Source organism: Thauera aromatica K172 (assembly GCF_003030465.1).
Taxonomy (GTDB): Bacteria; Pseudomonadota; Gammaproteobacteria; order Burkholderiales; family Rhodocyclaceae; genus Thauera; species Thauera aromatica.
This window is the reverse complement of sequence record NZ_CP028339.1, coordinates 2,330,135-2,355,606: the sequence shown is the minus strand read 5'-3', so window position 1 is coordinate 2,355,606 and position 25,472 is coordinate 2,330,135. Positions and strand designations below refer to the sequence as shown.

The 25,472-nt window shown below is 69.2% G+C and carries 28 protein-coding genes; 11 read left to right on the top strand and 17 right to left on the bottom strand.

Features of this window, described 5'->3' with window-relative positions; genetic code table 11:
• Positions 1–8 precede the first annotated feature (8 nt).
• The 4 genes from Tharo_RS11215 (at position 9) to Tharo_RS11200 (ending at position 3,012) form a co-directional block, all read left to right on the top strand.
• Entirely contained in the window at positions 9–347 is a 339-nt protein-coding gene (locus Tharo_RS11215; protein WP_107221269.1) for a c-type cytochrome, read from the top strand.
• A gap of 30 nt (positions 348–377) precedes the next feature.
• Complete coding sequence (locus Tharo_RS11210) at positions 378–1,424, top strand: RNA methyltransferase (RefSeq protein ID WP_107221268.1); 1,047 nt, start codon at positions 378–380, stop codon at positions 1,422–1,424.
• A gap of 119 nt (positions 1,425–1,543) precedes the next feature.
• Complete coding sequence (locus Tharo_RS11205; protein WP_245880885.1) at positions 1,544–2,119, top strand: methylated-DNA--[protein]-cysteine S-methyltransferase; 576 nt, start codon at positions 1,544–1,546, stop codon at positions 2,117–2,119.
• 2 nt (positions 2,120–2,121) lie between these two features.
• A complete protein-coding gene (locus tag Tharo_RS11200) occupies positions 2,122–3,012 on the top strand; it encodes a DNA-3-methyladenine glycosylase family protein (protein WP_107221266.1) in 891 nt (296 codons plus the stop codon).
• A gap of 50 nt (positions 3,013–3,062) precedes the next feature.
• On the opposite strand, the gene Tharo_RS11195 is transcribed toward Tharo_RS11200, so the two are convergent.
• The 16 genes from Tharo_RS11195 to xseA all read right to left on the bottom strand — a co-directional run bounded on the left by Tharo_RS11195 (position 3,063) and on the right by xseA (position 17,111).
• On the bottom strand, positions 3,063–3,518 hold the full coding sequence (locus Tharo_RS11195) for a DUF411 domain-containing protein (RefSeq protein WP_107221265.1): 456 nt from the start codon (positions 3,516–3,518) through the stop codon (positions 3,063–3,065).
• Positions 3,519–3,604: 86 nt separating this feature from the next.
• Complete coding sequence (locus tag Tharo_RS11190; RefSeq protein ID WP_107221264.1) at positions 3,605–4,231, bottom strand: LysE family translocator; 627 nt, start codon at positions 4,229–4,231, stop codon at positions 3,605–3,607.
• A 72-nt stretch (positions 4,232–4,303) separates the two neighbouring features.
• Entirely contained in the window at positions 4,304–5,431 is a 1,128-nt protein-coding gene (locus Tharo_RS11185) for an aminotransferase class V-fold PLP-dependent enzyme (protein ID WP_107221263.1), read from the bottom strand.
• Positions 5,432–5,616: 185 nt separating this feature from the next.
• Positions 5,617–6,051: a DUF1841 family protein gene (locus tag Tharo_RS11180; RefSeq protein ID WP_107221262.1), complete on the bottom strand. Its 435-nt coding sequence runs from the start codon at positions 6,049–6,051 to the stop codon at positions 5,617–5,619.
• Positions 6,052–6,173: 122 nt separating this feature from the next.
• Positions 6,174–6,806 carry an endonuclease III gene (gene nth / locus Tharo_RS11175; RefSeq protein WP_107222399.1) on the bottom strand — a complete coding sequence of 211 codons (633 nt, stop codon included), beginning with the start codon at positions 6,804–6,806 and terminating at the stop codon, positions 6,174–6,176.
• Positions 6,807–6,820: 14 nt separating this feature from the next.
• Entirely contained in the window at positions 6,821–7,525 is a 705-nt protein-coding gene (locus Tharo_RS11170) for an electron transport complex subunit E (protein WP_107221261.1), read from the bottom strand.
• Positions 7,525–8,196 carry an RnfABCDGE type electron transport complex subunit G gene (locus Tharo_RS11165; RefSeq protein WP_107221260.1) on the bottom strand — a complete coding sequence of 224 codons (672 nt, stop codon included), beginning with the start codon at positions 8,194–8,196 and terminating at the stop codon, positions 7,525–7,527. The genes Tharo_RS11170 and Tharo_RS11165 overlap by 1 nt, the downstream gene beginning before the upstream one ends.
• The gene (locus tag Tharo_RS11160) at positions 8,193–9,212 is read right to left on the bottom strand and encodes an RnfABCDGE type electron transport complex subunit D (RefSeq protein WP_107221259.1); all 1,020 of its coding nucleotides are present in this window, start codon (positions 9,210–9,212) and stop codon (positions 8,193–8,195) included. Before Tharo_RS11160 ends, Tharo_RS11165 begins: the two co-directional genes overlap by 4 nt.
• A gap of 7 nt (positions 9,213–9,219) precedes the next feature.
• The gene (gene rsxC, locus Tharo_RS11155) at positions 9,220–10,947 is read right to left on the bottom strand and encodes an electron transport complex subunit RsxC (protein WP_107221258.1); all 1,728 of its coding nucleotides are present in this window, start codon (positions 10,945–10,947) and stop codon (positions 9,220–9,222) included.
• Entirely contained in the window at positions 10,944–11,495 is a 552-nt protein-coding gene (gene rsxB / locus Tharo_RS11150; RefSeq protein ID WP_107221257.1) for an electron transport complex subunit RsxB, read from the bottom strand. The genes rsxC and rsxB overlap by 4 nt, the downstream gene beginning before the upstream one ends.
• Positions 11,496–11,598: 103 nt before the next feature.
• The gene (gene rsxA / locus Tharo_RS11145; RefSeq protein WP_107221256.1) at positions 11,599–12,183 is read right to left on the bottom strand and encodes an electron transport complex subunit RsxA; all 585 of its coding nucleotides are present in this window, start codon (positions 12,181–12,183) and stop codon (positions 11,599–11,601) included.
• Positions 12,184–12,300: 117 nt separating this feature from the next.
• Positions 12,301–12,849: an NUDIX hydrolase gene (locus tag Tharo_RS11140; RefSeq protein ID WP_107221255.1), complete on the bottom strand. Its 549-nt coding sequence runs from the start codon at positions 12,847–12,849 to the stop codon at positions 12,301–12,303.
• A 25-nt stretch (positions 12,850–12,874) separates the two neighbouring features.
• Positions 12,875–13,951 carry a transaldolase gene (tal, locus tag Tharo_RS11135; protein WP_107221254.1) on the bottom strand — a complete coding sequence of 359 codons (1,077 nt, stop codon included), beginning with the start codon at positions 13,949–13,951 and terminating at the stop codon, positions 12,875–12,877.
• 133 nt (positions 13,952–14,084) lie between these two features.
• A complete protein-coding gene (locus tag Tharo_RS11130) occupies positions 14,085–14,924 on the bottom strand; it encodes a pseudouridine synthase (RefSeq protein WP_107221253.1) in 840 nt (279 codons plus the stop codon).
• A 37-nt stretch (positions 14,925–14,961) separates the two neighbouring features.
• Entirely contained in the window at positions 14,962–15,546 is a 585-nt protein-coding gene (locus tag Tharo_RS11125) for a superoxide dismutase (protein WP_107221252.1), read from the bottom strand.
• Positions 15,547–15,725: 179 nt separating this feature from the next.
• On the bottom strand, positions 15,726–17,111 hold the full coding sequence (xseA, locus tag Tharo_RS11120) for an exodeoxyribonuclease VII large subunit (RefSeq protein ID WP_107221251.1): 1,386 nt from the start codon (positions 17,109–17,111) through the stop codon (positions 15,726–15,728).
• A gap of 346 nt (positions 17,112–17,457) precedes the next feature.
• Between xseA and Tharo_RS11115 the strand changes: the two genes are divergently transcribed.
• The 7 genes from Tharo_RS11115 to Tharo_RS11085 all read left to right on the top strand — a co-directional run bounded on the left by Tharo_RS11115 (position 17,458) and on the right by Tharo_RS11085 (position 22,688).
• On the top strand, positions 17,458–18,066 hold the full coding sequence (locus tag Tharo_RS11115; protein WP_107221250.1) for a MotA/TolQ/ExbB proton channel family protein: 609 nt from the start codon (positions 17,458–17,460) through the stop codon (positions 18,064–18,066).
• Positions 18,067–18,080: 14 nt separating this feature from the next.
• Positions 18,081–18,512, top strand: a complete 432-nt coding sequence (locus Tharo_RS11110; RefSeq protein ID WP_107221249.1) for an ExbD/TolR family protein — start codon at positions 18,081–18,083, stop codon at positions 18,510–18,512.
• 4 nt (positions 18,513–18,516) lie between these two features.
• Positions 18,517–19,515 carry a tetraacyldisaccharide 4'-kinase gene (gene lpxK, locus Tharo_RS11105; protein WP_107221248.1) on the top strand — a complete coding sequence of 333 codons (999 nt, stop codon included), beginning with the start codon at positions 18,517–18,519 and terminating at the stop codon, positions 19,513–19,515.
• On the top strand, positions 19,496–19,687 hold the full coding sequence (locus Tharo_RS11100; protein WP_075149216.1) for a Trm112 family protein: 192 nt from the start codon (positions 19,496–19,498) through the stop codon (positions 19,685–19,687). The genes lpxK and Tharo_RS11100 overlap by 20 nt, the downstream gene beginning before the upstream one ends.
• 5 nt (positions 19,688–19,692) lie before the next feature.
• Positions 19,693–20,502 (top strand): 3-deoxy-manno-octulosonate cytidylyltransferase, encoded by an 810-nt coding sequence (kdsB, locus tag Tharo_RS11095; protein WP_107221247.1) that lies wholly within the window; start codon positions 19,693–19,695, stop codon positions 20,500–20,502.
• A gap of 91 nt (positions 20,503–20,593) precedes the next feature.
• Positions 20,594–21,247, top strand: coding sequence for an adenylate kinase (adk, locus tag Tharo_RS11090; RefSeq protein WP_107221246.1), 654 nt, complete (start codon positions 20,594–20,596; stop codon positions 21,245–21,247).
• A gap of 184 nt (positions 21,248–21,431) precedes the next feature.
• Positions 21,432–22,688 (top strand): 6-phosphofructokinase, encoded by a 1,257-nt coding sequence (locus Tharo_RS11085; protein WP_107222398.1) that lies wholly within the window; start codon positions 21,432–21,434, stop codon positions 22,686–22,688.
• A gap of 22 nt (positions 22,689–22,710) precedes the next feature.
• On the opposite strand, the gene Tharo_RS11080 is transcribed toward Tharo_RS11085, so the two are convergent.
• Positions 22,711–25,326: a glycosyltransferase family 2 protein gene (locus Tharo_RS11080; protein ID WP_107221245.1), complete on the bottom strand. Its 2,616-nt coding sequence runs from the start codon at positions 25,324–25,326 to the stop codon at positions 22,711–22,713.
• Positions 25,327–25,472: the final 146 nt, after the last annotated feature.

Genomic DNA, 25,472 nt, shown 5'->3' with positions numbered 1-25,472 from the left:
AGGTGGGCATGGAATCCGGACGTTCTTCCATCTTGCACATCGTCATCCTGGTGCTGCTGGCGCTGGGCGGCTCGCTCCCTGTCCAGGCCGGCGATGCCGCCCGCGGCAAGGAGAAATCCCAGGTCTGCGCCGCCTGCCACGGGGCCGACGGCAATAGCCCGACGCCTGCGTTTCCGCGCATCGCCGGCCAGCACGAGGATTACCTGCTGCAGGCCCTGCTCGATTACAAGGCCGGCCGGCGCAAGAATCCGATCATGTCGGCGCAGCTCGAGAACCTGTCGAAGGAGGATCTCGGTGACCTCGCCGCCTGGTTCGCCGCCCAGCAGGGGTTGTACGTCAAGCGCTGAGATCGCGGCGGTGCTAGCATGCGGCCGGCCATGAAAATCGAACATATCCGCCACCGGCTGCGTGCGCTCGGTGCAAAACCCGCCCACGAAGCCCGGCTGTTGCGTGCCTGGTTGCAAGGGGGCGCACTCGACGGCGGCCCTCGCGCTGACGCCACCCGCCTGCCCAAAGGGGTGCTCGAAGCCTTGCCCGGGCTGGCGCAGGAGCTCGACACCCTGGCCAGCGTGCGCTCCTCCCACCCCGGTGAGGACGGCTCCATCCGCCTGCTGCTCGGCCTCGGTGACGGCCAGACGGTCGAGAGCGTGCTGCTGCCGCGCGACGGACTGTGCATTTCCACCCAGGTCGGCTGCGCGGTGGGCTGCGTGTTCTGCATGACCGGGCGCGACGGCCTGCTGCGCCAGCTCGGCAGCGCCGAGATCGTCGCCCAGGTCGCGCTCGCGCGCCGCCAGCGGCGGGTGCACAAGGTCGTCTTCATGGGCATGGGCGAGCCGGCGCACAACCTCGACAACGTCGTCGACGCGATCGAACTGCTCGGTGCCGAAGGAGGATTGCCGCACAAGAACCTGGTGCTGTCCACGGTAGGCGATGCCCGGGTGTTCGAGCGCCTGCCGCAGATGCAGGTCAAGCCGGCGCTGGCCTTGTCGCTGCACTCCACCCGGGCCGAACTGCGTGCCCGGCTGCTGCCGCGCGCGCCGCGCATCGATCCGGCCGGGCTGGTCGAGTGCGCCGAGGCTTATGCGCGTGCCACCGGCTACCCGATCCAGTATCAGTGGACACTGATCGAGGGTGTCAACGACGGCCCCGATGAGCTCGAAGGCATTGCCCGCCTGCTCGCTGGCAAGTATGCGGTGATGAACATGATCCCGTTCAATCGCGTCGACGGCCTCGATTTCCGCCGGCCGAGCTGGGAGCGTGCGGCCGAGATCGCGCGCTGGCTCCACCAGCATCGCATCCTCACCAAGCTGCGCCGTTCCGCCGGGCAGGACGTCGATGCCGGTTGCGGGCAGCTGCGCGCGCGCGCGACCCAGGCCGGTTTCGCCCGGCGCGAACGGGCGCGCGCCGGCCCTGCCGGCATTTGAGCGGTTTTCGCCGAAGCGAAGGCGGCCGGGGTAATTCCGAAATACGCCGCGGAGCGTCGCTCGGGCCGCAAGGCATGGATTGCCGTCACCGCCGATTGCAGCAAGGAGATCTGCCAACCATGGCCGCTGATACCGAACATCGCGCCGCCGCCACGCTGCGGGGGCGTGCGAGCCGCTACCGCAGCGGCGGCGCCAGGAGCGAGATCCGCTTCGCCGTCGGCCAGTGCACGCTCGGTGCCATCCTGGTCGCCGCCAGCGCGCAGGGCGTGTGCGCCATCCTGCTCGGTGACGACCCCAAAGTGCTGATGCGCGAGTTGCAGGACCGCTTCCCGCGCGCGACCCTGATCGGTGGTGACGCGGAGTTCGCGCAGCGGGTGACGGAAGTGGCCGGTTTCGTCGAGACGCCGCGACTCGGCCTTGAGCTGCCGCTCGACGTCCACGGTACCGCTTTCCAGCAGCGCGTATGGCAGGCGCTGCGGCAGATCCCCACCGGCGCGAGCTTGAGCTACCGCGAGCTGGCCGCGCGCATCGGCGCGCCGAGCGCAGTGCGTGCGGTGGCCGCAGCCTGCGCGGCGAACACGATCGCGGTCGCGATTCCCTGCCATCGGGTCGTGCGCAGCGACGGCGGCCTTGCCGGTTACCGCTGGGGCATCGAGCGCAAGCGCGCCCTGCTCGAGCGCGAAGCGAAGGGCTGAGTATGGCGTTGCGTTGCGAGATCGCACTGCCGCGGGACTTTCGCCCCGCCGACGTGCTCGCCTTCCACCGCCGCGATCCGCAGCAGCTGGCCGAGCGCGTCGAAGCCGGCCTGCTGCACAAGGGCATTGCCTGGGAAGGGCGGCCCGCCTGCCTGACGATTCGTTTCGAGGCCCAGCGGGCGGAGCTCGCGCTCGCCATCGACGGCCTGCCGCCGCCGCCCGCGGTTGTGGTGCTGGAGCGGCTCGCCCGGCGCATGCTCGGGCTGATGCAGCCGGTCGCCGAGTTCGAATCCACCCATGCCCGCCATCCGCAGCTCGGCCCCTTGATCGCGCGCAACCGCGGCCTGCGCGTGCCGCTCGCGCCGACGCCGTTCGAGGCCTTGAGCTGGGCGATCACCGGCCAGCAGATCAGCCTCGGCGCGGCGGTGTCGCTGCGCCGCCGCCTGATCGCGGCTGCGGGCCTGCGCCATTCGGGTGGACTCGCCTGCTATCCCGACGCCCGCAGCCTGCTGCGGCTGGGTGAGGAGGCGCTGCGCGCCGCCGGTTTTTCGCGGGCCAAGGGGCAGGCGCTGCGTGTGCTGGCCGACGCCGTGATGCAGGGGCGGCTGCCGCTCGAGCGCTGGGTGGAAGACCCGCCGGCGGACGAGATCCGTGCCGAGTTGCTGCGCCTGCGCGGCATCGGACCATGGACGGTCGATTACGCGCTGCTGCGCGGTTTCGGCTGGGTCGACGGCTCGCTGCACGGCGATGCCGCGGTGCGCCGTGGCCTGCAGGCGCTGCTCGGCACGGCGGAGCGCCCGAGCGCGGATCAGACCCGGTGCTGGCTTGCGCCTTTCAGCCCGTGGCGGGCGCTGGTCGCCGCCCACCTGTGGACGCTGGCGGCGCCCGCCTGAGCGCCGCCGGGCGGGCCGCGGAGGGCCGCTGCCGGGCAGGCCGGATCCGGTCAGTGGCTGGCGAAAACCGCGGTCTTGCCCTCGGCGTCGAAGCTGACGACATCGTAGCGGTCGGCCGGGTAGGGGCCTTCCATGCCGGGCGAACCCTGCGGCATGCCGGGTGCGGAGAGGCCGGCGATCGCGGGCTTCTCGGCGAGCATGCGCTTGACGTCGGCGGCCGGGACGTGGCCTTCGATGACGTAACCGCCGACCTTCGCCGTGTGACAGGAACCGAGCGCCTGCGGTACGCCGGCGGTGCGCTTGACCTCGCCCATCTGCGGAGTGGCGATCTCCTTCACGCTGAAGCCGTGGGCGCGCATGTGCTCGGCCCACTTGCCGCAGCAGCCGCAGTTCGGATCCTTGTACATGGTGACTTCGTTGCCGGCAGCGAAGGCCGGAACGATGCCGGCGAGGGCGAGCAGGGCGCTGGCGAGCAGGCGGCGCGGGCGGATGAGCGGGGGGGACATGGTGCATTTCTCCTGGGAAACCGGATGCGGGCTGTTCGCCTCTGTGCGTGCGGGTGGCCACAGCACAGGGCTGTTGCGGTGCGGCATCAGCCCGATCGTTGCATGGACAGCGTGTACATTCCAGCCCCGACCAGGCAGCCTGCGCCGCTGCGGTTGCACAGCCGGCGCACGTCCGCTCGGGTCAGGTGGCTGCGGAAGCGGGCCGCGGTCATGGCGTAGCCAAGCAGGACGCAGAAGGCGATGGCCGTGAACGTCGTGCCGAGCAGCAGCATCTGCGGCAGGGCGGGGTCGGCCGGGCGGATGAACTGGGGCAGAAATGCGGCGTAAAAGGCCAGCCCCTTCGGGTGCAGCACATTCACCGTGAAGGCCCGGAGGATGATCCTGGCCGGGCGCGTCTCCTGCCTGCCGGTGCCCGCTTCGGGGCGCACCGGCGCTCGCCACAGGGCGATGCCGAGATAAATCAGATACGCTGCCCCGAGCCATTTCAGCACCAGGAACCATTCGGCCGACGCCGCCAGCACTGCACCGAGGCCGAGGAAAGTGAGGGACATCGCCACGATGTCGCCGAGGCAGACGCCAAGGATGCTGAACAGGGCGTTGCGCAGCCCTGCCGACAGGGCATGGCCGGTGACCAGGAGCACGGTTGGGCCGGGAATCAGGATCACGGCGAAGGCCGCTGCAGCGAAGCCGGGCAGGAGTGGTAGCGAATCCATGGTGTGAGGCCTGGAGGGCGCGAGCCCGGAAGGGGGCGGGCGGGGTGCCGCGGCCGCCTGCCGGGGGGCGGCTTACAGGACCTGATCGAGCGCCTTTTCCAGCGTCGCCACGCAGCGGTCGACGTTGTGCAGCTTGTCGAGGCCGAACAGGCCGAGGCGGAACGTCTTGAACTCGGCCGGCTCGTCGCACTGCAACGGCACGCCGGCGGCGATTTGCAGGCCGGCGGCGGCGAACTTGGCGCCGCTCTTGATGGCGTCGTCGTCGGTGTAGCTGACCACCACCCCGGGGGCCTGGAAACCGTCGGCGGCGACGCTGCGGATGCCGCGTGCTTCGAGGGCGGCACGCACGCGGGCGCCGAGTTCGAGCTGCTCGGCCTTGACCTTGTCGAAGCCGTAGGCTTCGGTCTCGCGCATCACCTCGTACAGCTTGACCAGGCCGTCGGTGGGCATCGTGGCGTGGTAGGCGTGGGCGCCGCCTTCGTAGGCTTCCATGATCTGCAGCCACTTCTTCAGGTCGCAGGCGAAGCTGGTGCTGGTGGTGGCGTCGATGCGCGCGCGCGCGGCCGCGCTCAGCATCACCATCGCGCAGCACGGCGAGGCGGTCCAGCCCTTCTGCGGGGCGCTGATGAGGACGTCGACGCCGGTCGCTTCCATGTCGACCCAGATCGTGCCGGAGGCGATGCAGTCGAGCACGAACAGGCCGCCCGCTTCATGCACCGCGTCGGCCACCGCGCGCAGGTAGGCGTCGGGCAGGATCATGCCGGAGGAGGTCTCGACATGGGGGGCGAACACGAGGTCGGGCTTGTGTTCGCGGATCGCGGCGACGACTTCCTCGATCGGCGCCGGGGCGAACGGCGCCTGCGCGCCGGTGGCCAGCGGACGGGCCTTCAACACGACCGAAGCGGCGGGGATGCTGCCGGCCTCGAAGATCTGGGTCCAGCGGTAGCTGAACCAGCCGTTGCGGATCACCAGGGTGTTCTTGCCGGTGGCGAACTGGCGTGCCACCGCTTCCATGCCGAAGGTGCCGCTGCCGGGCACGATCGCCACGGCCTGGGCGTTGTAGACCTTCTTCAGCATCGCCGACAGGCCGCGCATGACGCCCTGGAAGGTCTTCGACATGTGGTTCAGCGAACGGTCGGTATAGACGACGGAATATTCGAGCAGGCCATCGGGATCGACATCGGGCAGCAGTCCGGGCATGGAAACCTCCAGAAAAAATGGACGTGATGGGGGCGCGGTGCAGGCCGGAGATTGCTTGCGGCCAGGCTTCGCGCGGCGCATTGGCGCAAAAGCATCATTCTATCGGCTCGTGCCCGCCTGTGCGCGTCCGCTCGAGCTCAACCCGCCGAGGTCGACCGGAAGGGCGCGGGGCGGGGGCCGTGAGTTCAGCCGGGCACTCCGGCTTTCTTGCGCAGGCAGCGGACGTAGGCGGCGCCGTCGGGCGGGGTGCCGTTGCGCTGGGCGGTGAACAGCATCTCGCCGAGGCACTCGAGGGCGTCGTGGACGGCATCGTGGCGTTCGCCGCGACGGCTGCAGGCGGCATCGAAGGCGGCGCGGATGCCGGGAGGCTGGTCGATCGACAGCTGTTCCTCGATTGCCAGGTGCAGCGACAGGTGGAGGAAGGGGTTGATCTGGCCGGCCTCGGGCGGAAAGTCGCGGTCGATCGACTCCGGGTCCTCGACCACGGCGTGGTATTCGGGATGCAGGGTGAGGATGTCGGCCGCGATCGTTTCCATCGGCGTCAGCACTTCCTTGCTGCGGTACTTGCGCCAGGTGTCGATGAAGAAACTGCGCACCTGGTCACGGCTGGGGTTGAACATCGCAAAACCTCGTTGTTTGTGCGCCCGTGCGGGAGGCGGGGCAGGGTGGGAAGAGGGGCGCAACCCCGTGGGGGCCGCAATCCGATAAGGGCCGCAACCCCGTGGGGGCGGCCTCTCCCGGGTCAATCGGTCTTGTCGCGGAACAGGCACAGGTCGCGCACGCGGCAGGTGCCGCAGCGGGGCTTGCGCGCGGTGCACACGTAGCGCCCGTGCAGGATCAGCCAGTGGTGGGCATCGAGCAGGTAGTCCTTGGGCACGCGCCGCATCAGCGCCTGCTCGACTTCGAGCACATCCTTGCCGGGGGCCAGGCCGCTGCGGTTGGCGAGGCGGAAGATGTGGGTGTCGACCGCCATCACCGGCTGGCGGAACACGGTGTTGAGGACCACGCTGGCGGTCTTGCGTCCGACTCCGGGCAGGGCTTCGAGTGCGCCACGCTCGGCCGGCACTTCGCCGCCGTGGCGTTCGAGCAGCTGGCGCGACAGGGCCAGGGTGTTCTTCGCCTTGTTGCGGAACAGGCCGATGGTCTTGATGTATCCGGCGATGCCTTCCTCGCCCAGCGAGACCATCGCTTCGGGGGTCGGGGCGGCGGCGAACAGCTTGCGGGTGGCGAGGTTGACGCTGCGGTCGGTCGCCTGCGCCGAGAGCACGACCGCCACCAGCAGCTGGTAGGGCGAAGCGTATTCGAGCTCGGTCCGCGGGTTCGGCTCGGCTTCGTGGAGGCGGCGGAAGAATTCGCGGATCGCCTCGCGCTTCATCGTCGGCATCGGGCTCAGCCGGCGGCGGCCGGTCCGGTTCCGGCTTCGCGCGTGGCCGCGGGCGGCGGCCTCCGCCGGGCCCGCGCCGCGAGGCGGACGTTGATCGCGTTGAATACGGCGATCAGCACGCCGAGAGTGAAGAATGCGCCGGGCGGCAGGATCGAGATCAGGAAGCCGGGGTAGTCGTCGCCGAACACCGACAGCGCCGAGGCCCCGGGCAGGATCATGTCGATGCCGGAAAGCAGCGTGCCGGCGCCGAGCAGTTCGCGCAGCCCGCCCAGCACCGCCAGTACCCAGACCAGGCCGAGGCCCATCATCAGGCCGTCGACGGTGGAGGTAAGCGGATCGTTCTTGGCCGCATAGGCTTCGACGCGGGCGAGCACGATGCAGTTGGTGACGATCAGCGGAATGAAGATGCCGAGCACCAGATAGAGGTCATGCAGCCAGGCGTTGAAAGCGAGATCGACGACGGTGACCAGCGCGGCGATGATCAGGATGAACACCGGAATGCGGATCTCATAGGGAATGAGGTTGCGCAGCGTCGACACGGCGAAGTTCGCCAGCGCCATGACGAGAAGGGTGGCGAGGCCGAGGCTCACCGCGTTGACCATCGTCGTGCTCACCGCGAGGATCGGGCACAGGCCGAGCAGCTGGGCAAGGCCGGTGTTCTGCTTCCACAGTCCGTTCCAGGCGAGATCGCGGAATTCGGTCGGGGTCATCACGGGGCTCCGAGCAGGCTGCCGGCAGGTGCGGCGAAGAAAGCGTCCAGATGTTCGACGGCGAACGCGGTGCTGCGGCCGACGGCGCCGACCACCGCGCGTGCGCTGATGGTGGCGCCGCTGCGGTAGCCGAAGCTGCCGCCGTCCTTGCGCACCTTCCACGCCGCGCTGTCTACATCCTTCCAGGTGGCGACGGCGAACTGGCCGATCCACGGCATGTCCTTGCGGCGGTCCTTCTTCGGATCGATGTAGTCGCCCAGGCCGGGAGTTTCCTTGTGCTCGGTGACGCGCACCCCGGACAGCCGGCCGTCGACGGCGACCGCCACCACCAGGGCGATGCGCCCGGCGTAGCCGTCGCTGGCGGCGGCCTCGAGCACCAGCGCCACCGGCTGGCCGGCCTTGCGCGCGCGCCAGGCGCGGCCGCCACCGTCCATGCCGATCGCGGGCGTCGGGCCGAAGCGCACGAAGTCGTCGAGGAGGGCGTTGTCGTAGCTGTCGGGCGGGAGCACCTCGTTGATCAGGCGCAGCTGCGCATCCTGCTTTGAAGCTTCGATTGCCGGCCGGGTGAGGCCGTAGGTTGCCGCCATCAGTGCGGTAAATACCATAGTGAAGACCACCATGATCGCCGCGGTGCGCAGCGCGGTGCGGGGGGCGGAATAGCGCATGCTCACTGGCGGTCGCCTCCGGGGGTTCCATTGCGGTGGCCGAAGACCCGGGGCTGGGTCTTCATGTCGAGCAGCGGCACGCACATGTTCATCAGCAGCACGGCGAAGGCGATCCCCTCGGGATAGGCACCGAAGTTGCGGATGAGCCAGGCGAGCAGCGCGATGCCGGCAGCGAAGAGGAGCTTGCCGCGTGGGGTGGTGGTGCCCGAGACCGGATCGGTGACGATGAAGAAGGCGGCGAGCATGGCGCCGCCGCTGGCGAGATGGAACAGCGGCGAGGCGAACTGTGCCGGATCGAGCAGCCAGAACAGCGCCGAGACTCCGCCGAAGGTGGCGATGAAGGCCACCGGCATGTGCCAGGTGATGATCCGCGTGGCGAGGAGGAAGAGCCCGCCGAGAATGTAGCCGAGCGCGATCCATTCCCAGCCGCGACCGCCGAGCAGGCCGAAGGCCGAGCCCTCGCGCACGGCATCGACCGGGCCGACGCCGGCGCGCAGGCCGGTGCGCAGGGCATCGAGGGCGGTGGCGCCGGTGATGCCGTCGACCTCGCGGGAGCCGCCCAGGATCAGCGCGAGCTGGGTGTCGAAGGGCAGCTGCCCGGCCGGCGGCCACTGCGACATCAGCGCCGGAAAGGCGACGATCATCGTGCAGTAGGCGACCATTGCCGGGTTGAACGGATTCTGGCCGAGGCCGCCGTAGAGGTGCTTGACGGCGACGATGGCGACCAGCACGGCGGTGACGGTGAGCCACCATGGCACGATCGGTGGGAAGCACAGCGTCACCAGCCAGGCGGTGACGACGGCCGACAGGTCGGTGACGGCGATCCGGACCGGGCGGCGGCGCAGGCGCAGCACCAGGGCTTCGGCGAGCATCGCGGCGACGGTGGCGATGGCGAGGTTGATCAGTACGCCGGCGCCGACTTGCCACACGTAGGCGGCGATTCCGGGCAGCAACGCGATCAGCACCAGGCCCATCGTGCGCTGCACGCTGACGGGTTTGCGGACGTAGGGTGAATGGATCATGGCGGGGTCAGTTACGGGGCTCGGAGCCGCCGGTGGGCGTGCCCGGTGGCGGCGCATCGGCGCTCGAAAGTTCCGGTGCGCGGCGGTGGTCGGCGGCATGCACCGCCTCCAGCACTTTGCGGCGGGCTTCGATGTCGGCAATCTCGGCCTGTTTCTCGGGGCTGAGGTTGTCGGTGTTGCGCGGCCGGGTTTCGGCCTTTTGCGCCTGGGCGCGAGCGAGCGCGGCGGCGATCAGGGCTTTCTTCGGGTCTTCCGCGGCAGCATCGGCCGCGGCCGGCGCTGCGTCCGCGGTTTCGGCGCCGAGCTTGGCGTGGGTCTCGGCGGCCTTGGCCGCGAGCCGGGCGGCTTTTTCGGCTTTTTCGCGCTCCTGGCGGAAGTTGCGGAACTCGAAACGCTCGCGGGCCTGGTCGGCCGCGGTCTTTTCGCGTTCGCGCGCCCAGATCTCGCTCTTGGAAAAGCGGAAGTAGTCCACCAGCGGGATGTGGGCCGGGCACACGTAGGCGCAGCAGCCGCATTCAATGCAGTCGAAGAGGTGGTACTCCTGCGCCTTGCCGAAGTTTTTCGAGCGGCTGAACCAGTACAGCTCGAACGGCTGCAGTTCGGCGGGGCAGGCGCGTGCGCATTCGCCGCAGCGGATGCAGGGCTGCTCGGGCGGGGCGGGCGGAAACAGGGTCGGCGAGGCCGAGATGAGGCAGTTGCTGCCCTTGACGATGGGTACGTCCAGGTGCGGCAGGGCGAAGCCCATCATCGGTCCGCCCATCAGGGTGCGGTCGGTGTCGGCCTTCGGCTGCGCCAGCGCGAGCAGGTCTGCGACCGGAGTGCCGATCAGCACTTCCCAGTTGCCGCTGCGGGCGACGTTGCCGGTGAGGGTGACGACGCGGCTCAGCAGCGGCTCGCCGTGGGCGATGGCGCGATACACCGCGTGTGCGGTGCCGACGTTGAAGCACTGCACGCCGTAGTCGCCGCCAAGCTTGCCGTAGGGGATCTCGACCCCGGTGAGAACGCGGATGAGCTGCTTTTCGCCGCCCGCGGGGTAGAGCGCGGGCACCGGCACGATGCGCACATCGCCCGCCGCTGCCGCCGCCTCGCGCATCGCCGCGATCGCTTCGGGCTTGTTGTCCTCGATGCCGACGACCAGTTCGCGTGCGCCGATCAGCTCGCGCAGGATCGCCGCGCCGGCGAGGATGTCGGCGGCACGCTCGCGCATCAGGCGGTCGTCGCAGGTGATCCAGGGCTCGCACTCGGCGCCGTTGAGGATCAGGGTCTCGATGCCGGCGCCCGTGCCGAGCTTGACGTGGCTGGGGAAGGTCGCGCCGCCGAGGCCGACGATGCCGCAATCGCGCAGCCAGGCGAGCGCCTGTTCGCGGCTGGCGGTGTGGTAATCGAACGGGGCGTGCTCGATCCAGCGCTCTTCGCCGTCGGGGGCGATGACCACGCAGGGGGTGTCGAGCCCGGAAATATGGGCCATCGGGTAGTTCCCCAGGTCCACCACCGTGCCCGACGTGGGGGCATGGACCGCGGTCCCGAGAAAACCTTCTGGGGCGCCGATGCGTTCGCCCTTGAGCACGTGCTGGCCCACTTCGACGATGCAGCTCGGACTCGCGCGCGCGCTCTGGCGCAACGGCACCACCAGGCGCGGGGGCAGGGGGGCGCGGCGGATGGGGGCGCCGGCCGACTCGTTCTTGTGGGCGTCGGGCTTGATGCCGCCGCGAAATTTGAACAGGCGCCCGATCATGCCGCCTTCCTGATTTCGATCACCGGGTATTTCCATTTCCAGGTCTGCACGGTCTCGGTGACCGCCACCATCGCGATGCAGTCGACCGGGCAGGGGGCGACGCACAGCTCGCAGCCGGTGCATAGCGGCTCGACCACGGTGTGCATCTGTTTGGCGGCGCCGACGATGGCGTCGACCGGGCAGGCCTGGATGCACAGCGTGCAGCCGATGCACTCCTGCTCGTCGATGACCGCGACCGCCTTGGGTTTTTCCACCCCGTGCTCTTCGGACAGAGGCTTGAATTCGCGCCCGAGCAGGTCGGCGAGCTTGCGCACCCCTTCTTCGCCTCCGGGCGGGCACTGGTTGATGTCGGCCTCGCCGTTGGCGATGGCTTCGGCATAGGGCTTGCAGCCGGGGTAGCCGCACTGGCCGCACTGGGTCTGCGGCAGGATGGCGTCGATCTTCTCGACCAGCGGGTCGCCTTCGACCTTGAAGCGGATCGCGGCATAGCCCAGGGTCGCGCCGAGGACGAGGGCGATGCCGGACATCACGAGCAGTGCGGTCAACATGGGGGCGTCTTGTCGTGTCCGGGTTGGTGGGCGAGGGCGGACATGGCGCAGCCTGGGGCGTCGCCGTCCAGGTCCGCGCTGCACCCGCGCAGGAGGCGGCGCTTCACTGGAAACGGTCCAGTCCGGCAAAACCCATGAACGCGAGGCTCATGAAGCCGGCGGTGATCATGGCGATCGCCGTGCCTTTGAACGGCACAGGAATATCGGCCCCTTCCAGGCGCTCGCGGATGCCGGCGAACAGCACCAGCGCCAGGGTGAAGCCGAGCGAGGAGCCGAAGCCGAACAGCAGCGATTCGAGCAGATCGTGCTTCATCCCGACGTTGAGCAGCGGCACGCCGAGCACCGCGCAGTTGGTGGTGATCAACGGCAGGTAGATGCCCAGCACCTGGTGCAGCAGCGGGCTGGTCTTCTGGATCACCAGCTCGGTGAGCTGCACGATCGCGGCGATCACGACGATGAAGGACAGCGTGCGCAGATAGGCGAGATCGAGCGGCAGCAGCAGGTAATGGTCGATCAGGTAGCTGGTGCCCGACCCCAGGGTGAGCACGAAGGTGGTGGCCGCGCCCATGCCGATCGCGGTCTCGAGCTTTTTCGACACGCCCATGAAAGGGCACAGCCCGAGGATGCGGACAAGGACGACGTTGTTCACCAGGACGGCGCCGACGACGACGAAAAGGTAGCTGGTCATGATCCGCGAGCAGTTGATAATCGGCGGATTATCGCCCGCCGGAGGCGGCGCACTCAACCCTGGTGAATGTATATGCTTATGCCGGGCCAGCTTCCGGCGATGCCCCGGCGGCGGAGTTCAGCGCCAGTCGGGCGGTGGCGGGCCGAGGCTGGCGGTGTGCACTGTCCATTGGCCGCGGCGCCGGTCCTCGAAGAAGTGGCGCAGGCTCATCAGGATCGAGCGGAAGGCGATCTGCTGCCACGGGATGTCCTCTTCGCGAAACAGTGCGACCTCGAGCGACTCTTCGCCGGGGCGGAAGTCGAGGTCGAGCAGGCGGGCGCGATAGACGATGTGGACCTGGCTGATGTGCGGCACGTCGATCAGGGTGTACAGCTCGCCGACTTCGATGCGGGCGCAGGCTTCCTCGAGCGTCTCGCGGGCCGCGGCCTGGGCGGTGGTCTCCTCGTTTTCCATGAACCCGGCGGGCAGGGTCCACATGCCGTAGCGCGGTTCGATCGCACGCCGGCACAGCAGCACACGCTCTTCCCACACCGGCAGGGCGCCGACGATGATCTTCGGGTTCTGGTAGTGAATGGTTCCGCACTGCTCGCAGACGTGGCGCGGCAGGGTGTCGCCGGGCGGGATTCGAAAGGCGACTCCGGCGCCGCAGTTCGAGCAGAATTTCATCGCGGGGCGTCCACCCGGGTGGGAATCAGGCGGTCAGTTCGAGCAGTGCGGTGAACGCCTGCTCGAACTGGGCGAGGCCTTCGCGCTGCAGGCGTTCACCGGCGGTGTTGAGGTCGATGCCGAGGGCGCGCAGGGCGGCGTAGTGGGCGGCTGCGGCCTCGGTTCCGCTCTCCAGCGTGGGGGCGATGCGGCCGTGGTCGCGCAGTGCGGCGAGGGTCGCATCGGGCAGGGTGTTGACCGTTTCCGCGCCGATCAGCGGCTCGACGTAGAGCAGGTCGCTGTAGGCCGGGTTCTTGGTGCCGGTGCTCGCCCACAGCAGGGATTGCGGGTGGGCGCCGGCGGCGCGCAGCGCTTCGAAGCCGGCGCTGTGGAAGCGTTCACGGTAGCGCTGGTAGGCGAGTCGGGCCATCGCCACCGCAGTGCGGCCGCGCAGTTCCAGTGCCGTGCCGCCGGCTTCCTCGAGCTGCTTGTCGATCAGGGTGTCGACCCGCGACAGGAACAGGCTTGCCACCGACCTGACCGGAGCGAGTTCGCCGCCGGCACGGCGCAGGCGTTCGAGACCGCGGAGATAGGCTTCGGCGACCGCGTCGACGTGGGCGAGAGAGAACATCAGGGTGACGTTGACGCTGACTCCGGCACCGATCAGGCGCTCGACCGCTTCCACCCCGGCAGCGGTGGCAGGCACCTTGATCAGCAGGTTGGGGCGGTCGATGGTGGCGTTCAGGCGCATGCCGGCGGCGAAGGTGGCGTCGGCGTCGTGTGCGAGCACGGGGGAGACTTCGAGGCTGACGTAGCCGGCATCGCCGTCGCTTTCTTCGTGCAGCGGCAGGAGCAGGTCGCAGGCGCGTCGCACGTCGGGGAGCACCAGCGCTTCATAGCGCCCTTCGGCGTCCATCGGTTGCTCGCGCAGGGCGTCGAGATCGCTCTCGTAGTAGCGGCCGTCGGCGATCGCCTTGTGGAAGATCGCGGGGTTGGTGGTGACGCCGGCGATGCCGTCTTCGGCGATCAGACGGGCGAGATGGCCGTCGTTGAGCAGGGTGCGGGAAAGATTGTCGAGCCAGAGTTGCTGGCCGTGCTGGCGAACCTGGAGCAACGGATTCATCGATTTACCTGGGTGAGCATGGACGGGCGGCGCGGCGCTGCGGCTGCAGGGCGGTCCGAAAGGGCTGATTGTGCCCTGAAATCGGCGTCCAGGGGAGGGCCGGAGAGAGCGGCTGGCGAGGGCCGGCGCCGGCTCAGGGCGACGGCCCGGCGGGGACGGAGGTGCTCCAGCCCAGGGCTGCGAGGACCGCGGCGAAGTCCGGCGCCGGCGGGGCCTGGAACTGGAGGAGAGCGCCGGAGACGGGATGGCGCAAGCCCAGCGCGGTGCATGCGAGGAGCAGGCGGGTGTTGCCGAACAGTTGCTGGAAGAGGCGGTTGTGGCGGCCCTTGCCATACGTGGCATCGCCGATGATGGGGTGGGCGATGTGCTTGAGATGGCGGCGCAGCTGGTGGCGGCGGCCGGTTTCGGGGACGAGTTCGAGCAGGGCGTAGCGGCTGCTGGGGTAGCGGTCGACGCGGTAAGGCAGTTCGGCGCTGGCGAGCAGGCGGTAATGGGTGCGCGCCGGCAAAGGGGCCGGCAGGGGCTGGCCGGGGCTGCCCGCGGCGGTGTCGGTGTCCGGGACACCGGCTGGCGCCGCGCTGTCCTCTTCGTCCTCGGGCAGGCCGTCGCGCGTGCCTGCGCCGCGCCCGCGGCTGCGCTCGATGGGGTCGAGGCGGCGGGCGAGCGGGTGGTCGATGAGGCCGGCGGCGGGCGGGTGGCCACGGACGACCGCCAGATAGCGCTTGTCCACCCGGCGCGACTCGAACTGGGCGCCGAGGGCCGCGGCGGTCTCGCGCTCAAGCGCAAACAGCAGCACGCCGGAGGTGCCGCGGTCGAGGCGGTGCGCGGGAAAGACGCGACGGCCGATCTGGTCGCGCAGCAGCTGCACGGCAAAGCGCTGCTCAGCGGCGGCGATCGGGCTGCGGTGGACGAGCAGGCCGGCGGGCTTGTGGATCGCGACCAGCCAGTCGTCTTGGTAGAGGATGTCGAGCATCGAGCCGGCCCCGCGGGGCCGGCGGGGTCTAGCGGAGTCAGGCGAAGTTCTTCGCCGCGAAGTCCCAGTTGGCGAGCTTGTCGAGGAAGGTGGCGACGAAGTCTGGGCGGCGGTTGCGGTAGTCGATGTAGTAGGCGTGCTCCCACACGTCGATACAGAGCAGGGCGGTGTCGCCGGTGGTCAGCGGGGTGCCGGCGGCGCCCATGTTGACGATGTCGACGCTGCCGTCGGCCTTCTTCACCAGCCAGGTCCAGCCCGAGCCGAAGTTGCCGACCGCGGAAGTCTGAAAGGCTTTCTTGAAGTCGTCGAAGGAACCCCACTTGGCCTTGATCGCGTCGGCCAGCGCGCCGCTGGGCTCGCCGCCACCGGCGGGCTTCATGCTGCTCCAGAAGAAGGTGTGGTTCCAGACCTGGGCGGCGTTGTTGTAGAGGCCGCCGGCGGGCGCCTTCTTGACGATCGCTTCGAGGTCGAGGTTCTCGTACTCGGTGCCCTTGATCAGGTTGTTCAGGTTGGTGACGTAGGCCTGGTGGTGCTTGCCGTGGTGGAACTCCAGCGTTTCCGCGGAAATATGCGGAGCCAGGGCATCCTTGGCATAAGGCAGGGCGGGCAGGGTATGTTCCATGCGGGTTCTCCTTTATTCGGCTTGTTTTGTCTGAAGCTGGGGGAAAAGCCCGAAGATTCTAGTCGGGATTTTGCCCCGCTGACAACGCTCGCGCCCGAATCTTAAGACTATCGGGCTGTTTGTGAAACGCTATCGGCAAGCCCCGGGTCGGTGGGCGTTCACACCGAATTCGACCGCTGTCAGTCGTCGTGGTGCCCGAGAACGGAAGCGTCGAGACGGCCCCGCGCCAGCTGCACGCTGACCGTGGCGCCGTTTTCGACTTCCGCCGCGACGCGCAGCACCCGGCCGCGGGAGTCGCGCGCGATGGCGTAGCCACGGGCGAGCACGGCCTCGGGGGCGAGGTGCTGGAGGTGGGCGGCGAGCGCCGCGAGCCGCACCCGGCGCAGTTCCGCCTGGGTGAGCATCGCCTGGCGCAGGCGCAGGCCGAGGGCGTCGACCCGCTGCCGGTACGAGGCGAGTTCGGGCCGCGCCGCGTCCAGGCGGGTGCCGGCGCGGGCACAGCGCAGCGCAGCGCGCTCGAGCCGGCGTTCGAGCGCCGCGCGCAGATGGCGCGCGGCGAGCGCGAGCCGCTCCCGTTCGCGCTCCAGGCGCTGCCGCGGATGGATCAGGCGCAGGGCGGCGCGGTCGAGGCGCTGAGCGAGGGTTTCGAGGCGGCGGCCGATGGCGCGCCCGAGGCGGGGTTCGAGCGCAGCCAGTTCGGCGCGCACCGCATGCCAGCCGGCGCTGGCGAGTTCGGCCGCGCTGGTCGGCGTGGGCGCGCGCAGGTCGGCCGCGAAATCGGCGATGGTGAAGTCGGTTTCGTGGCCGATGCCGCTCACCACCGGCAGCGGGCAGGCGCGCAGGGCGCGGGCCAGGGATTCGTCGTTGAACGCCCACAGGTCTTCGATGCTGCCGCCGCCGCGCACCAGCAGCAGCAGCTCGACCCCGTCCTGGTGCGCCCGCCGGCCTGCGGTCACAACCGCTTCACGCAGGCGGGCTGCAGCGTCCGCGCCCTGCACCGGGGCGGGATAGAGAACCACCGCCAGGTGGGGTGCCCGCCGGCGCAGGGTGACCAGCACGTCGCGCAGCGCCGCGGCCTGCGGCGAGCTGACGACGCCGACGGCGCGCGGAAAGCGCGGCAGGGGGCGGCGCCCCGCGGGGTCGAACAGGCCTTCGGCGGCGAGCCGGTTTTTGAGCCGGTTGAAGGCCTCGAACAGCGCGCCGATGCCGGCCGGGCGCAGGGTCTCGACGTTGAGCTGGAAGTCGCCACGGGCCTCGTACAGGGTTACCAGCGCGCGCGCTTCGACCCGCATGCCGTTTTCCGGGCGGAAGGGCAGCAGCTGCGCGCGGTTACGCCACATCGCGCAGCGTACCTGGGCATTCGCGTCCTTGAGGGTGAAGTACACATGGCCGGAGGCTGCCCGGGTGAGGTTGGAAATCTCGCCGCCGACCCACGACAGGGGCAGCGCGGACTCAAGCACTTCGCGTGCCAGGCGGTTGAGTTCGGAAACGCTAAGTACCGGGGCGGACAGCGTTCTTGCCGGGTTGTCGGGATCGGGAAGAGGGGCGGAGGCGGCGGATTCCATGGCCGGATTGTAGCGGAATCCACAGCGGCTACGGGCTGTCAAGAGGCTTTCTGCAAGTCCTTGATGGGAAAGGGGGTGATTTATAACTCATTGAAAATTAACAACTTAATATGTTGCACAATTTTTCATCGGAGTGTCCGAAGGCTTGTGGCGACCGGCTTTGCGGGCAACATCCCAAAACAACCCACAAACTTATCCACAGCTTCTGTGGATTCCTCCGTCAATCCCGCTCGGTGTCTGCAAGGGGGCTGCGGGCGCGGGCGGAAGCCTGCCGGCCGCCGGCGGCCGAGCTTGCTGCCGGCGGCCGGCGGCGCTAGAGTTCCGCCTTTGTTCCGAGGGGGCGCGCGTGTTCGCGATCATCCAGGCTGTTGGCTGGCCGATCTGGCCCTTGATTCTGGCTTCGGTCATCGCGGTGGCGCTGATCATCGAACGCTCGGTCTCCCTGCGCCGGGCAAGCATCGTCCCGTCCGGCCTGCTCGGCAACGTCCTCGATGAGCTGCGCGGCAATGGCGTGTCGCCGGCGATGATCGAGCGCGTCGGGGGGCATTCGCCCTTGGGCCGGGTGCTGGCCGCCGGGCTGCGCAACGTCAATAGCCCGCGCGAGATGATGAAGGAATCGATCGAGGAGACCGGCCGCGCCGTCGCCCACGAGCTCGAGCGTTTCCTCACCACGCTCGGCACCATCGCCGCGATCAGTCCGCTGATGGGGCTGCTCGGCACCATCATCGGCATGATCGACATCTTCGCCTCGCAGGGGGTGAGCGGCGCCAACCCGGCACAGCTTGCGCAAGGCATCTCGATCGCCCTGTACACGACCGGCCTCGGCCTCATCATCGCCATTCCGGCGATGATCTTCTGGCGCCATTTCCGCGCTCTCGTCGACGGTTTCGTGATCGACATGGAGCAGCAGGCGGTCAAGCTGGTCGAAGTCGCCCACGGCGAACGCCGCGTCTGACAGGAGCGGGCGCGATGAATTTCCGCCGCGGCAGCCGCAACGGGGAGCCGGAGATCAACCTGATCCCGCTCATCGACGTGGTCCTGGTGATCATCATCTTCCTGATGCTGACGACGACCTTTTCCCCGGTCTCGGGGCTGGAGATCCGCCTGCCCACGGCCGAGCCGGAAAGCGCCGAGGCGGTGGCGAACGAGATCGTCGTCGTCGTCACCGCGGCCGGCGAGGTGCTGGTCGATGGCCAGCCCGTCGGCGGGCGCGATGTCGGCGCGACTGCGGCGGCGCTCGCCAGGGCCGCGGCCAGGGCTGCAGGCGCGCAGCGCCCGCCGGTGGTGGTGATCAATGCCGACGCCCGCACCGCGCACCAGCGCGTCATCGATGTCATGCAGGCGGCGCAGCGGGCCGGGCTGGCGCACATCACCTTCGCTACCCAGACGCCGCTCGAGTGAGCGCTTGAGCATGTCCGCCCCCGCATTCTGGCAACGTCGCGGCCTGCTCGCCGGGGCGGCGTTTCCGCTGGCGCAGCTGTTCGGCGCGCTCGCGCGCTGGCGGCGTAAGGCGCTGCGCCCGCAGCGGCTGCCGGTGCCGGTGATCGTGGTCGGCAACATCGCCGTCGGTGGCAGCGGCAAGACGCCGGTGGTCGACTGGCTGGTCGGCGCGCTGCGCGCCCGGGGGTGGCGTCCGGGGATCGTCAGCCGTGGCCATGGCGGACGGATCGAGGGCGTCGCCGCGGTGCCGGCCGATGGTGATCCGGCGCTGTACGGCGACGAGCCGGTGTTGCTCGCGCGCCTGACCGGATGCCCGCTGGTGATCGGCCGCGACCGCCCGGCGGCCGGGCGCGAGCTGCTGCGCCTCCACCCCGGGTGCGACGTCATCGTCGCCGACGACGGCATGCAGCACTACCGCCTCGGGCGTGACCTGGAGGTCGCGGTGGTCGATGAGGCTACCCTCGGCAACCGCTGGCTGCTGCCGGCCGGCCCCTTGCGCGAACCCTTGTCGCGGTTGGCCGAGGTCGATCTGGTGATCGCCCATGGGCCGCTGACGGCGGCCACGCGCGCCGCTGCCGGGGCGGTGCCGGTGTTCGACATGCACCTGCAGGGTGGCCTGCTGGAGGCCGTCGCGGCGCCCCGGCGGACGCGTCCGGCGGCAGAGCTGCGCGGCTGCCGGGTGCATGCGGTGGCCGGGATCGGCCGGCCGCAGCGCTTTTTCGTGCAGCTTGCCGGCGAGGGCATCGAGCCCGTGCCCCATCCCTTTCCCGACCATCACCACTTCACTCCCGCCGATCTCGATTTCGGCGATGCGCTGCCGATCCTGATGACGGCCAAGGATGCGGTAAAATGCCGCGCTTTCGCGCCCGCGGATTGCTGGGAATACCCGGTGCGGGCGCAGATCGGTTCGGGAGCCGCCGAACGCATCCTGGAGAAGCTCGAAGATGGACGCACGACTGCTTGAAATCCTCGTCTGCCCGCTGTGCAAGGGGCCGCTCGACTACCTGAAGGACAAGCAGGAACTGGTGTGCAAGGCCGACCGCCTCGCCTATCCGATCCGCGACGACATCCCGGTGATGCTCGACGAGGAAGCGCGTGCGCTGAGCGCGGAAGAAGTGGACGCACTGCGCAAGTGAGTCCGATGGCGACGCCGGTTCCCGCGCCCCTCCCGTTTCGCATCGTCATCCCGGCGCGCTATGCCTCGACCCGGCTGCCGGCCAAGCCGCTGGCCGACATCGCCGGCAAGCCGATGATCGTGCGCGTGCTCGAGCGCGTGCACGCGGCCGGTGCCGCCGGGGTCTGGGTCGCGACCGATCACCAGGGGGTACGCGCCGCGGTCGAAGCCGCGGGCGGGACGGTGGTGATGACCCGTGCCGACCACCCGAGCGGGACCGACCGCCTGGCCGAAGTCGCGGCGCTGTGCGGCTGGGGCGACGACGAGATCGTGGTCAACGTCCAGGGTGACGAGCCGCTGATCGATCCGACGGTAGTCGCCGCCGTCGCCCGCGCACTGGCGGCCGATCCCGATGCTGCGATCGCGACTGCGGCCCATGCCATCGTCGAGGCCGGCGAGGCCTTCAATCCGAATGTGGTGAAGGTGGTGTGCGATGCTGCCGGCCGTGCGCTGTATTTTTCCCGGGCGCCGATTCCCTGGGCGCGTGACGCCTGGGCGGGCGAGGACGGGCGGAACGCCTTGCCGGCCGCTCTGCCGCTGCTGCGCCATGTCGGGCTGTATGCCTACCGGGTCGGGTTCCTGCGCCGCTATGCCGGACTTGCGCCTTCGCCGCTGGAGCAGTGGGAGGCGCTCGAGCAGCTGCGCGCGCTGTGGCACGGCTTTCCGATCCGCGTCATCGAGCTCGCCGAGGCGCCGCCGGCCGGCGTGGATACGGCGGAAGACCTCGAGCGCGTGCGCGCCGCGTTTACGGCTGGGGCGGCGGCGGGCGGGGTTTGACCGGCTGCCGCGTGTCGGTTAAGTTTCGGCCTCTTTATTCATTGATAAGGAAAGCGCCATCTCAATGGCTTTCCAATTTTCGGGAGGGTGTATGCGACTGATTCTGTTGGGACCGCCGGGCGCCGGCAAGGGGACGCAGGCCAACTTCATCAAGGAGAAGTTCGGCATTCCGCAGATCTCCACCGGTGACATGCTGCGCGCCGCGGTCAAGGCGGGCACGCCGCTGGGGGTCGAGGCGAAGAAGGTGATGGATGCCGGCGGTCTCGTCTCCGACGACATCATCATCGGCCTGGTGAAGGATCGCCTGCAGCAGGATGACTGCAAGAGCGGCTACATGTTCGACGGCTTTCCGCGCACCATTCCGCAGGCCGACGCGATGAAGGAAGCGGGCGTGGCGATCGACTTCGTGCTCGAAATCGACGTCCCCGACAGCGAGATCGTCGAGCGCATGAGCGGGCGCCGCGCCCACCTGCCGTCGGGCCGCACCTACCACGTCAAGTACAACCCGCCCAAGGTCGAGGGCAAGGACGACGTCACCGGCGAAGACCTGGTGCAGCGCGACGACGACAAGGAAGAAACGGTCAAGAAGCGTCTCGACGTCTACCACGCTCAGACCAAGCCGCTGGTCGAGTACTACGGCAAGTGGGCGGCTTCGGGCGATGCCAAGGCACCGAAGGTGCGCAAGATCTCCGGCCTTGGCGCGGTCGATGCGATCACCGCGCAGGCCTTCGAGGCGCTGAAGTAAGCCTGCACGGGCGGGAGCGGGCGGAGCCCCGCCTCCTCCCGCGGCGATGAGCTTGTCACGGCGCGGCCGCTCCCGGAAGATCGGGGCGGCCGCGCCGTTTTCGTCGCCATGCAGCCGCTGGGGTGCCGGCCCGAAGCGGCTTGCTTTCGTGGTCGCTGAGGATTTTTCGTGGGGGTGGATGCCGATGTCTCGTAGCAAGCTGCTGTATGCCCATTCGGGCGGAGTCACCGCAGTCATCAACGCCACTGCGGCAGCGGTGATCGCCGCCGCGCGCGAACAGGAGGGGCGCATCGGCGGGGTGCTGGCGGCGCACCGGGGCATCGTCGGCGTCCTTCATGAGGACCTGATCGATACCAGCGGGCTCGATGCCGCGGCGCTGGCGCGCCTGGCGCGGACCCCGGGCGGGGCGTTCGGCTCGTGCCGTTTCGATTTGCCGCACGACGACGACGGGAAGGTGATGGAGCGCCTGTTCGCCGTGTTCGACGCCCATGAGGTCGGTTTCCTGCTCTACAACGGCGGCAACGGCTCGATGGATGCGGTCGCCCGCCTGCAGGCCGAAGCGCGGCGGCGCGCGCATCCGCTGGTCTGCATCGGGGTGCCGAAGACGGTGGACAACGATATCGTCGGCACCGACTGTTGTCCGGGGTTCGGTTCGGCGGCGAAGTACCTGGCGACTTCGATGCTGGAAGCGGGACTCGACATCGCGTCGATGGCCGGCCCCAAGGGCAGCGTGTTCGTCATGGAAGTGATGGGGCGCAATACCGGTTGGCTGGCGGCGGCGACCGCGCTCGCCGCGGGCGGTGACCCCGAACGGCCACCGCACATCGTGCTGGTGCCGGAGGCCGCATTCGACGAAGAAGCCTTCCTCGCGCGGGTGCGCGAGACCACCGAGCGCCTGGGCTACTGCGCGATCACCGTGGCCGAGGGCATCCGCCGCACCGACGGCAGCCTGCTGATGGAAAAGTCGCACGATGCCCGCGGCTACGTTCAACTCGGCGGGGCGGGCTCGGCGGTGGCACGGATGATTCACGGGCGGCTGGGCTACAAGCACCATTGGGCGATACCCGATTACCTGCAGCGCGCAGGTGGGCACTGGCTGTCGGCGACCGACCATGCGCAGGCGATAGCCGTTGGCCGCGCGGCGGTGGCGTACGCGGTGCAGGGGCTGGGCGGCACGATGCCGGCGATCCGGCGCGTGCGCGACGCGCCCTATCAGTGGGACATGGCCCCGCTCGACTGTGACGCGATCGCCAACCTCGAGCGCACGCTGCCGGCCGATTTCGTCCGCGCCGACGGCCTGCACGTCACTGCGGCGGCGTGCGACTACATCCGGCCGCTGATCGTGGGTGAATTCACCCAGCCCACGCAGCACGGCCTGCCGGATTACCGCGCCTTCGACCTGCCGCGGCTCGGCCGGCGGCTGGCCGCATGGCGGGGGTGAGTGCCTGCCGCCGGGGCGGGTTTCAGGCCTGCGGCAACAGGGTTCCGCGCGGGGTGTCACCGCTGTTGCGCTCCGGCATGTAGGCGGCGACCTGGCACAGGATCGCGGCAACGTAGGGAATGCATTGCAGGCACAGGATGCCGACCCACAGCTGGGTCTCGAGGTTGTCGGCGCCGCGCTGGGCGACCAGGGTGGCGGCGCCCATCAGCAGGGCGACGAGCATGCCGATTTCCTCGCGGATCGGATTGAAGAAGGCGAGCGCGCCACCGCCGCGCCAGCCCTTGGGGGTGACCACGAACACGCCCTTCTTCTTCACCAGGCCGGCGAACACGCCGCGCGCGATCGCGTGCGCCAGGCCGACCGACAGGATCGAGGCGCCGAGGATGTCCTTCCACGGGCAGTCCATCGTGCGCCGGTAGAGGATCGGGCCGAGCGCGGCCTTGAACGCCATGAAGCCGAGGATCGGCAGGGCGAGCGCGATCACCGGCAGGCCGAAGGCCTTCGGGAACAGCAGGATGCCCAGCGTCCACAGCAGGCTGCCGAAGGCGAACACGAGCTGTAGCGCGTCGCCCAGCCAGGCGAACCAGCCGGTGAGGAAGTGGTAGCGCTGGGCGAGGTTGAGGGTGCTGCGCCCGAGCATCTGCGGCAGGTGGGCCTTGAGGATCTGCATCGCGCCGAAGGCCCAGCGGAAGCGCTGGCTCTTGATCGCGGCAAACCCCGAAGGCGTGAGCCCGCGGCCGAGGATGTGGTCGACGTAGCGCGTGTCGTAGCCCTTCTCGATCAGGCGCAGGCCGAGCTCGGTGTCCTCGCAGATGCACCATTCCGACCAGCCGCCCACTTCTTCCAGCGCGTGGCGCCGCACCAGGGTCATGGTGCCGTGCTGGATCAGGGCGTTGCGCTCGTTGCGGTGGTGCATGCCGATGCGGAAGAAACCGTCGAACTCCCAGTTGCACATGCGCTTGAAGGGCTGGGTCTCCCAGTCGCGGTGCGCCTGCGGCGCCTGCACCACGGCGACCTCGGGCTGGTCGAAGTGCGGGATCAGGCAGGCCAGCCAGTCGGGCTCGACGACATAGTCGGCGTCCACCACGCCCACGACTGCGGCGCGCGGATCGGTGACCTTGAGGCCGTAGTTGAGCGCGCCGGCCTTGAACCCGGGCCAGTTGGCGAGGTGGAAGAAACGGAAGCGCGGGCCGAGCTCGGCGCAGCGCTTTTCCAGCGGCTTCCACAAGGCTTCGTCGCGGGTGTTGTTGTCGAGCACCAGCACTTCGAAGTTCTGATAGTTCATCTTCGCCAGGCTGTCGATGGTGGCAATCACCATCTCCGGGGGTTCGTTATAGCAGGCGAGGTGGATCGAGACGAAAGGCTGTTGCTCGGGGGCGTGCGGGGGCAGCGGCAGGAAGCGGCGCTGCCACTTCTTCTTGAACAGCACTTCGCCGAATTCGAAGCCGTGCGACAGCAGCACCGCGGCGGTCAGCCCGGTGGCGCCGATGAGCAGGACGAGGCCGACGAGGTCGCGCTGGGTGAGGTAGTAGTCGAGCGGTACGTTGAGGCCGATGATCAGCGTCGATACGCAGGCCTGGATCAGGGCGGCGAGGAAGAGACGGCCGAAGATGCTCCAGTCGGCCAGCAAAAAGGCGATCAGCAGCATCGGTAGGAAGGCGAGGGCGGCGGCGTTGCTCGCCTTGGTCGACCAGTGCGGGTCGCGCTCGATGATGCCTTCGAGGGCGAACTTCTGCTCGCGGTCGGCGTTGAACATGCCCCAGTACGGACCCGCCCAGCCTTCGACGTCGACCTTCCAGGGCTGGTCGATCGCTTCCATCAGGAAGTAGTCGATGCGCGCGGTGCGGGGGTGGGCGAGGAATTCGCGGATGAAGCGGGCCTCGTTGTCGAGCGAGGGCAGGGCGGCGCCGATGGTGGGGCCGCGGCTGGGCCAGCCGATTTCACCGACGACGATCTTTTTGCGCGGATGGGCGCGGGCGACTTCATCGTAGCGCTGGAAGGCGTATTCGACGGCGGCTTCGACCGGCACGCCCTCGTGATAGGGGAGCAGGTGCACGGTGATGTAATCGACGTGCTTGGCGAGCTCCGGATAGCGCAGCCAGACGTGCCAGGGTTCGGCGGTGGAAACCGGCTTGCGCAGGGTCTTGCGTACCTGGTCGAGGTAGCCGATCAGTTCGGTGACGGTGAGGTCGCCGCGCAGCACGGCTTCGTTGCCGACCATCACCCGCTCGATGTGGCGCATTTTCGGTGCCACTTCGAGCAGGGCGGCGATTTCGCGGGCGTTGCGCGTCTTGTCGGCGTCGAGCCAGGCGCCGGCAGTGACCATCATGTCGCGCTCGCCGGCGAGACCGAGCAGTTCCGGCATGTCGGTGACGCCATAAGTGCGCAGCCCGTCGGACATGCGCCCGAGCAGGTCGAGGTCGGCGGCGAGGTTTTCGCGGCTGGGATAGGTGCCGGTGAGCGGGCTCTGGTCGCGCTGGAAACCGTTGTAGGCGAAGCCCTTGATGCTCTGGTTGGTGCCGATGAACTCGGCGCCGCGGTTGAACTGCTGCCAGATCCAGTACTGCGCGAACGCTACCGCGGCGGCGATCGCGATGGCGATCGCCAGGCGGGTTGCGAACGTAGCGGCGTTTTTCATTGGAATTCCGTGTTGCCTTGGGTGGGAAAGCGGGGCTGGGGAGAGAGGGAATGTAGCGGGAGGAGGTGAGAAGCCGGTGAGGGCTGTTCATCGCCGCGTGCAAATATCGTCACGCCGGCCCTTGTGACACAATGCGCGGCGCTCGG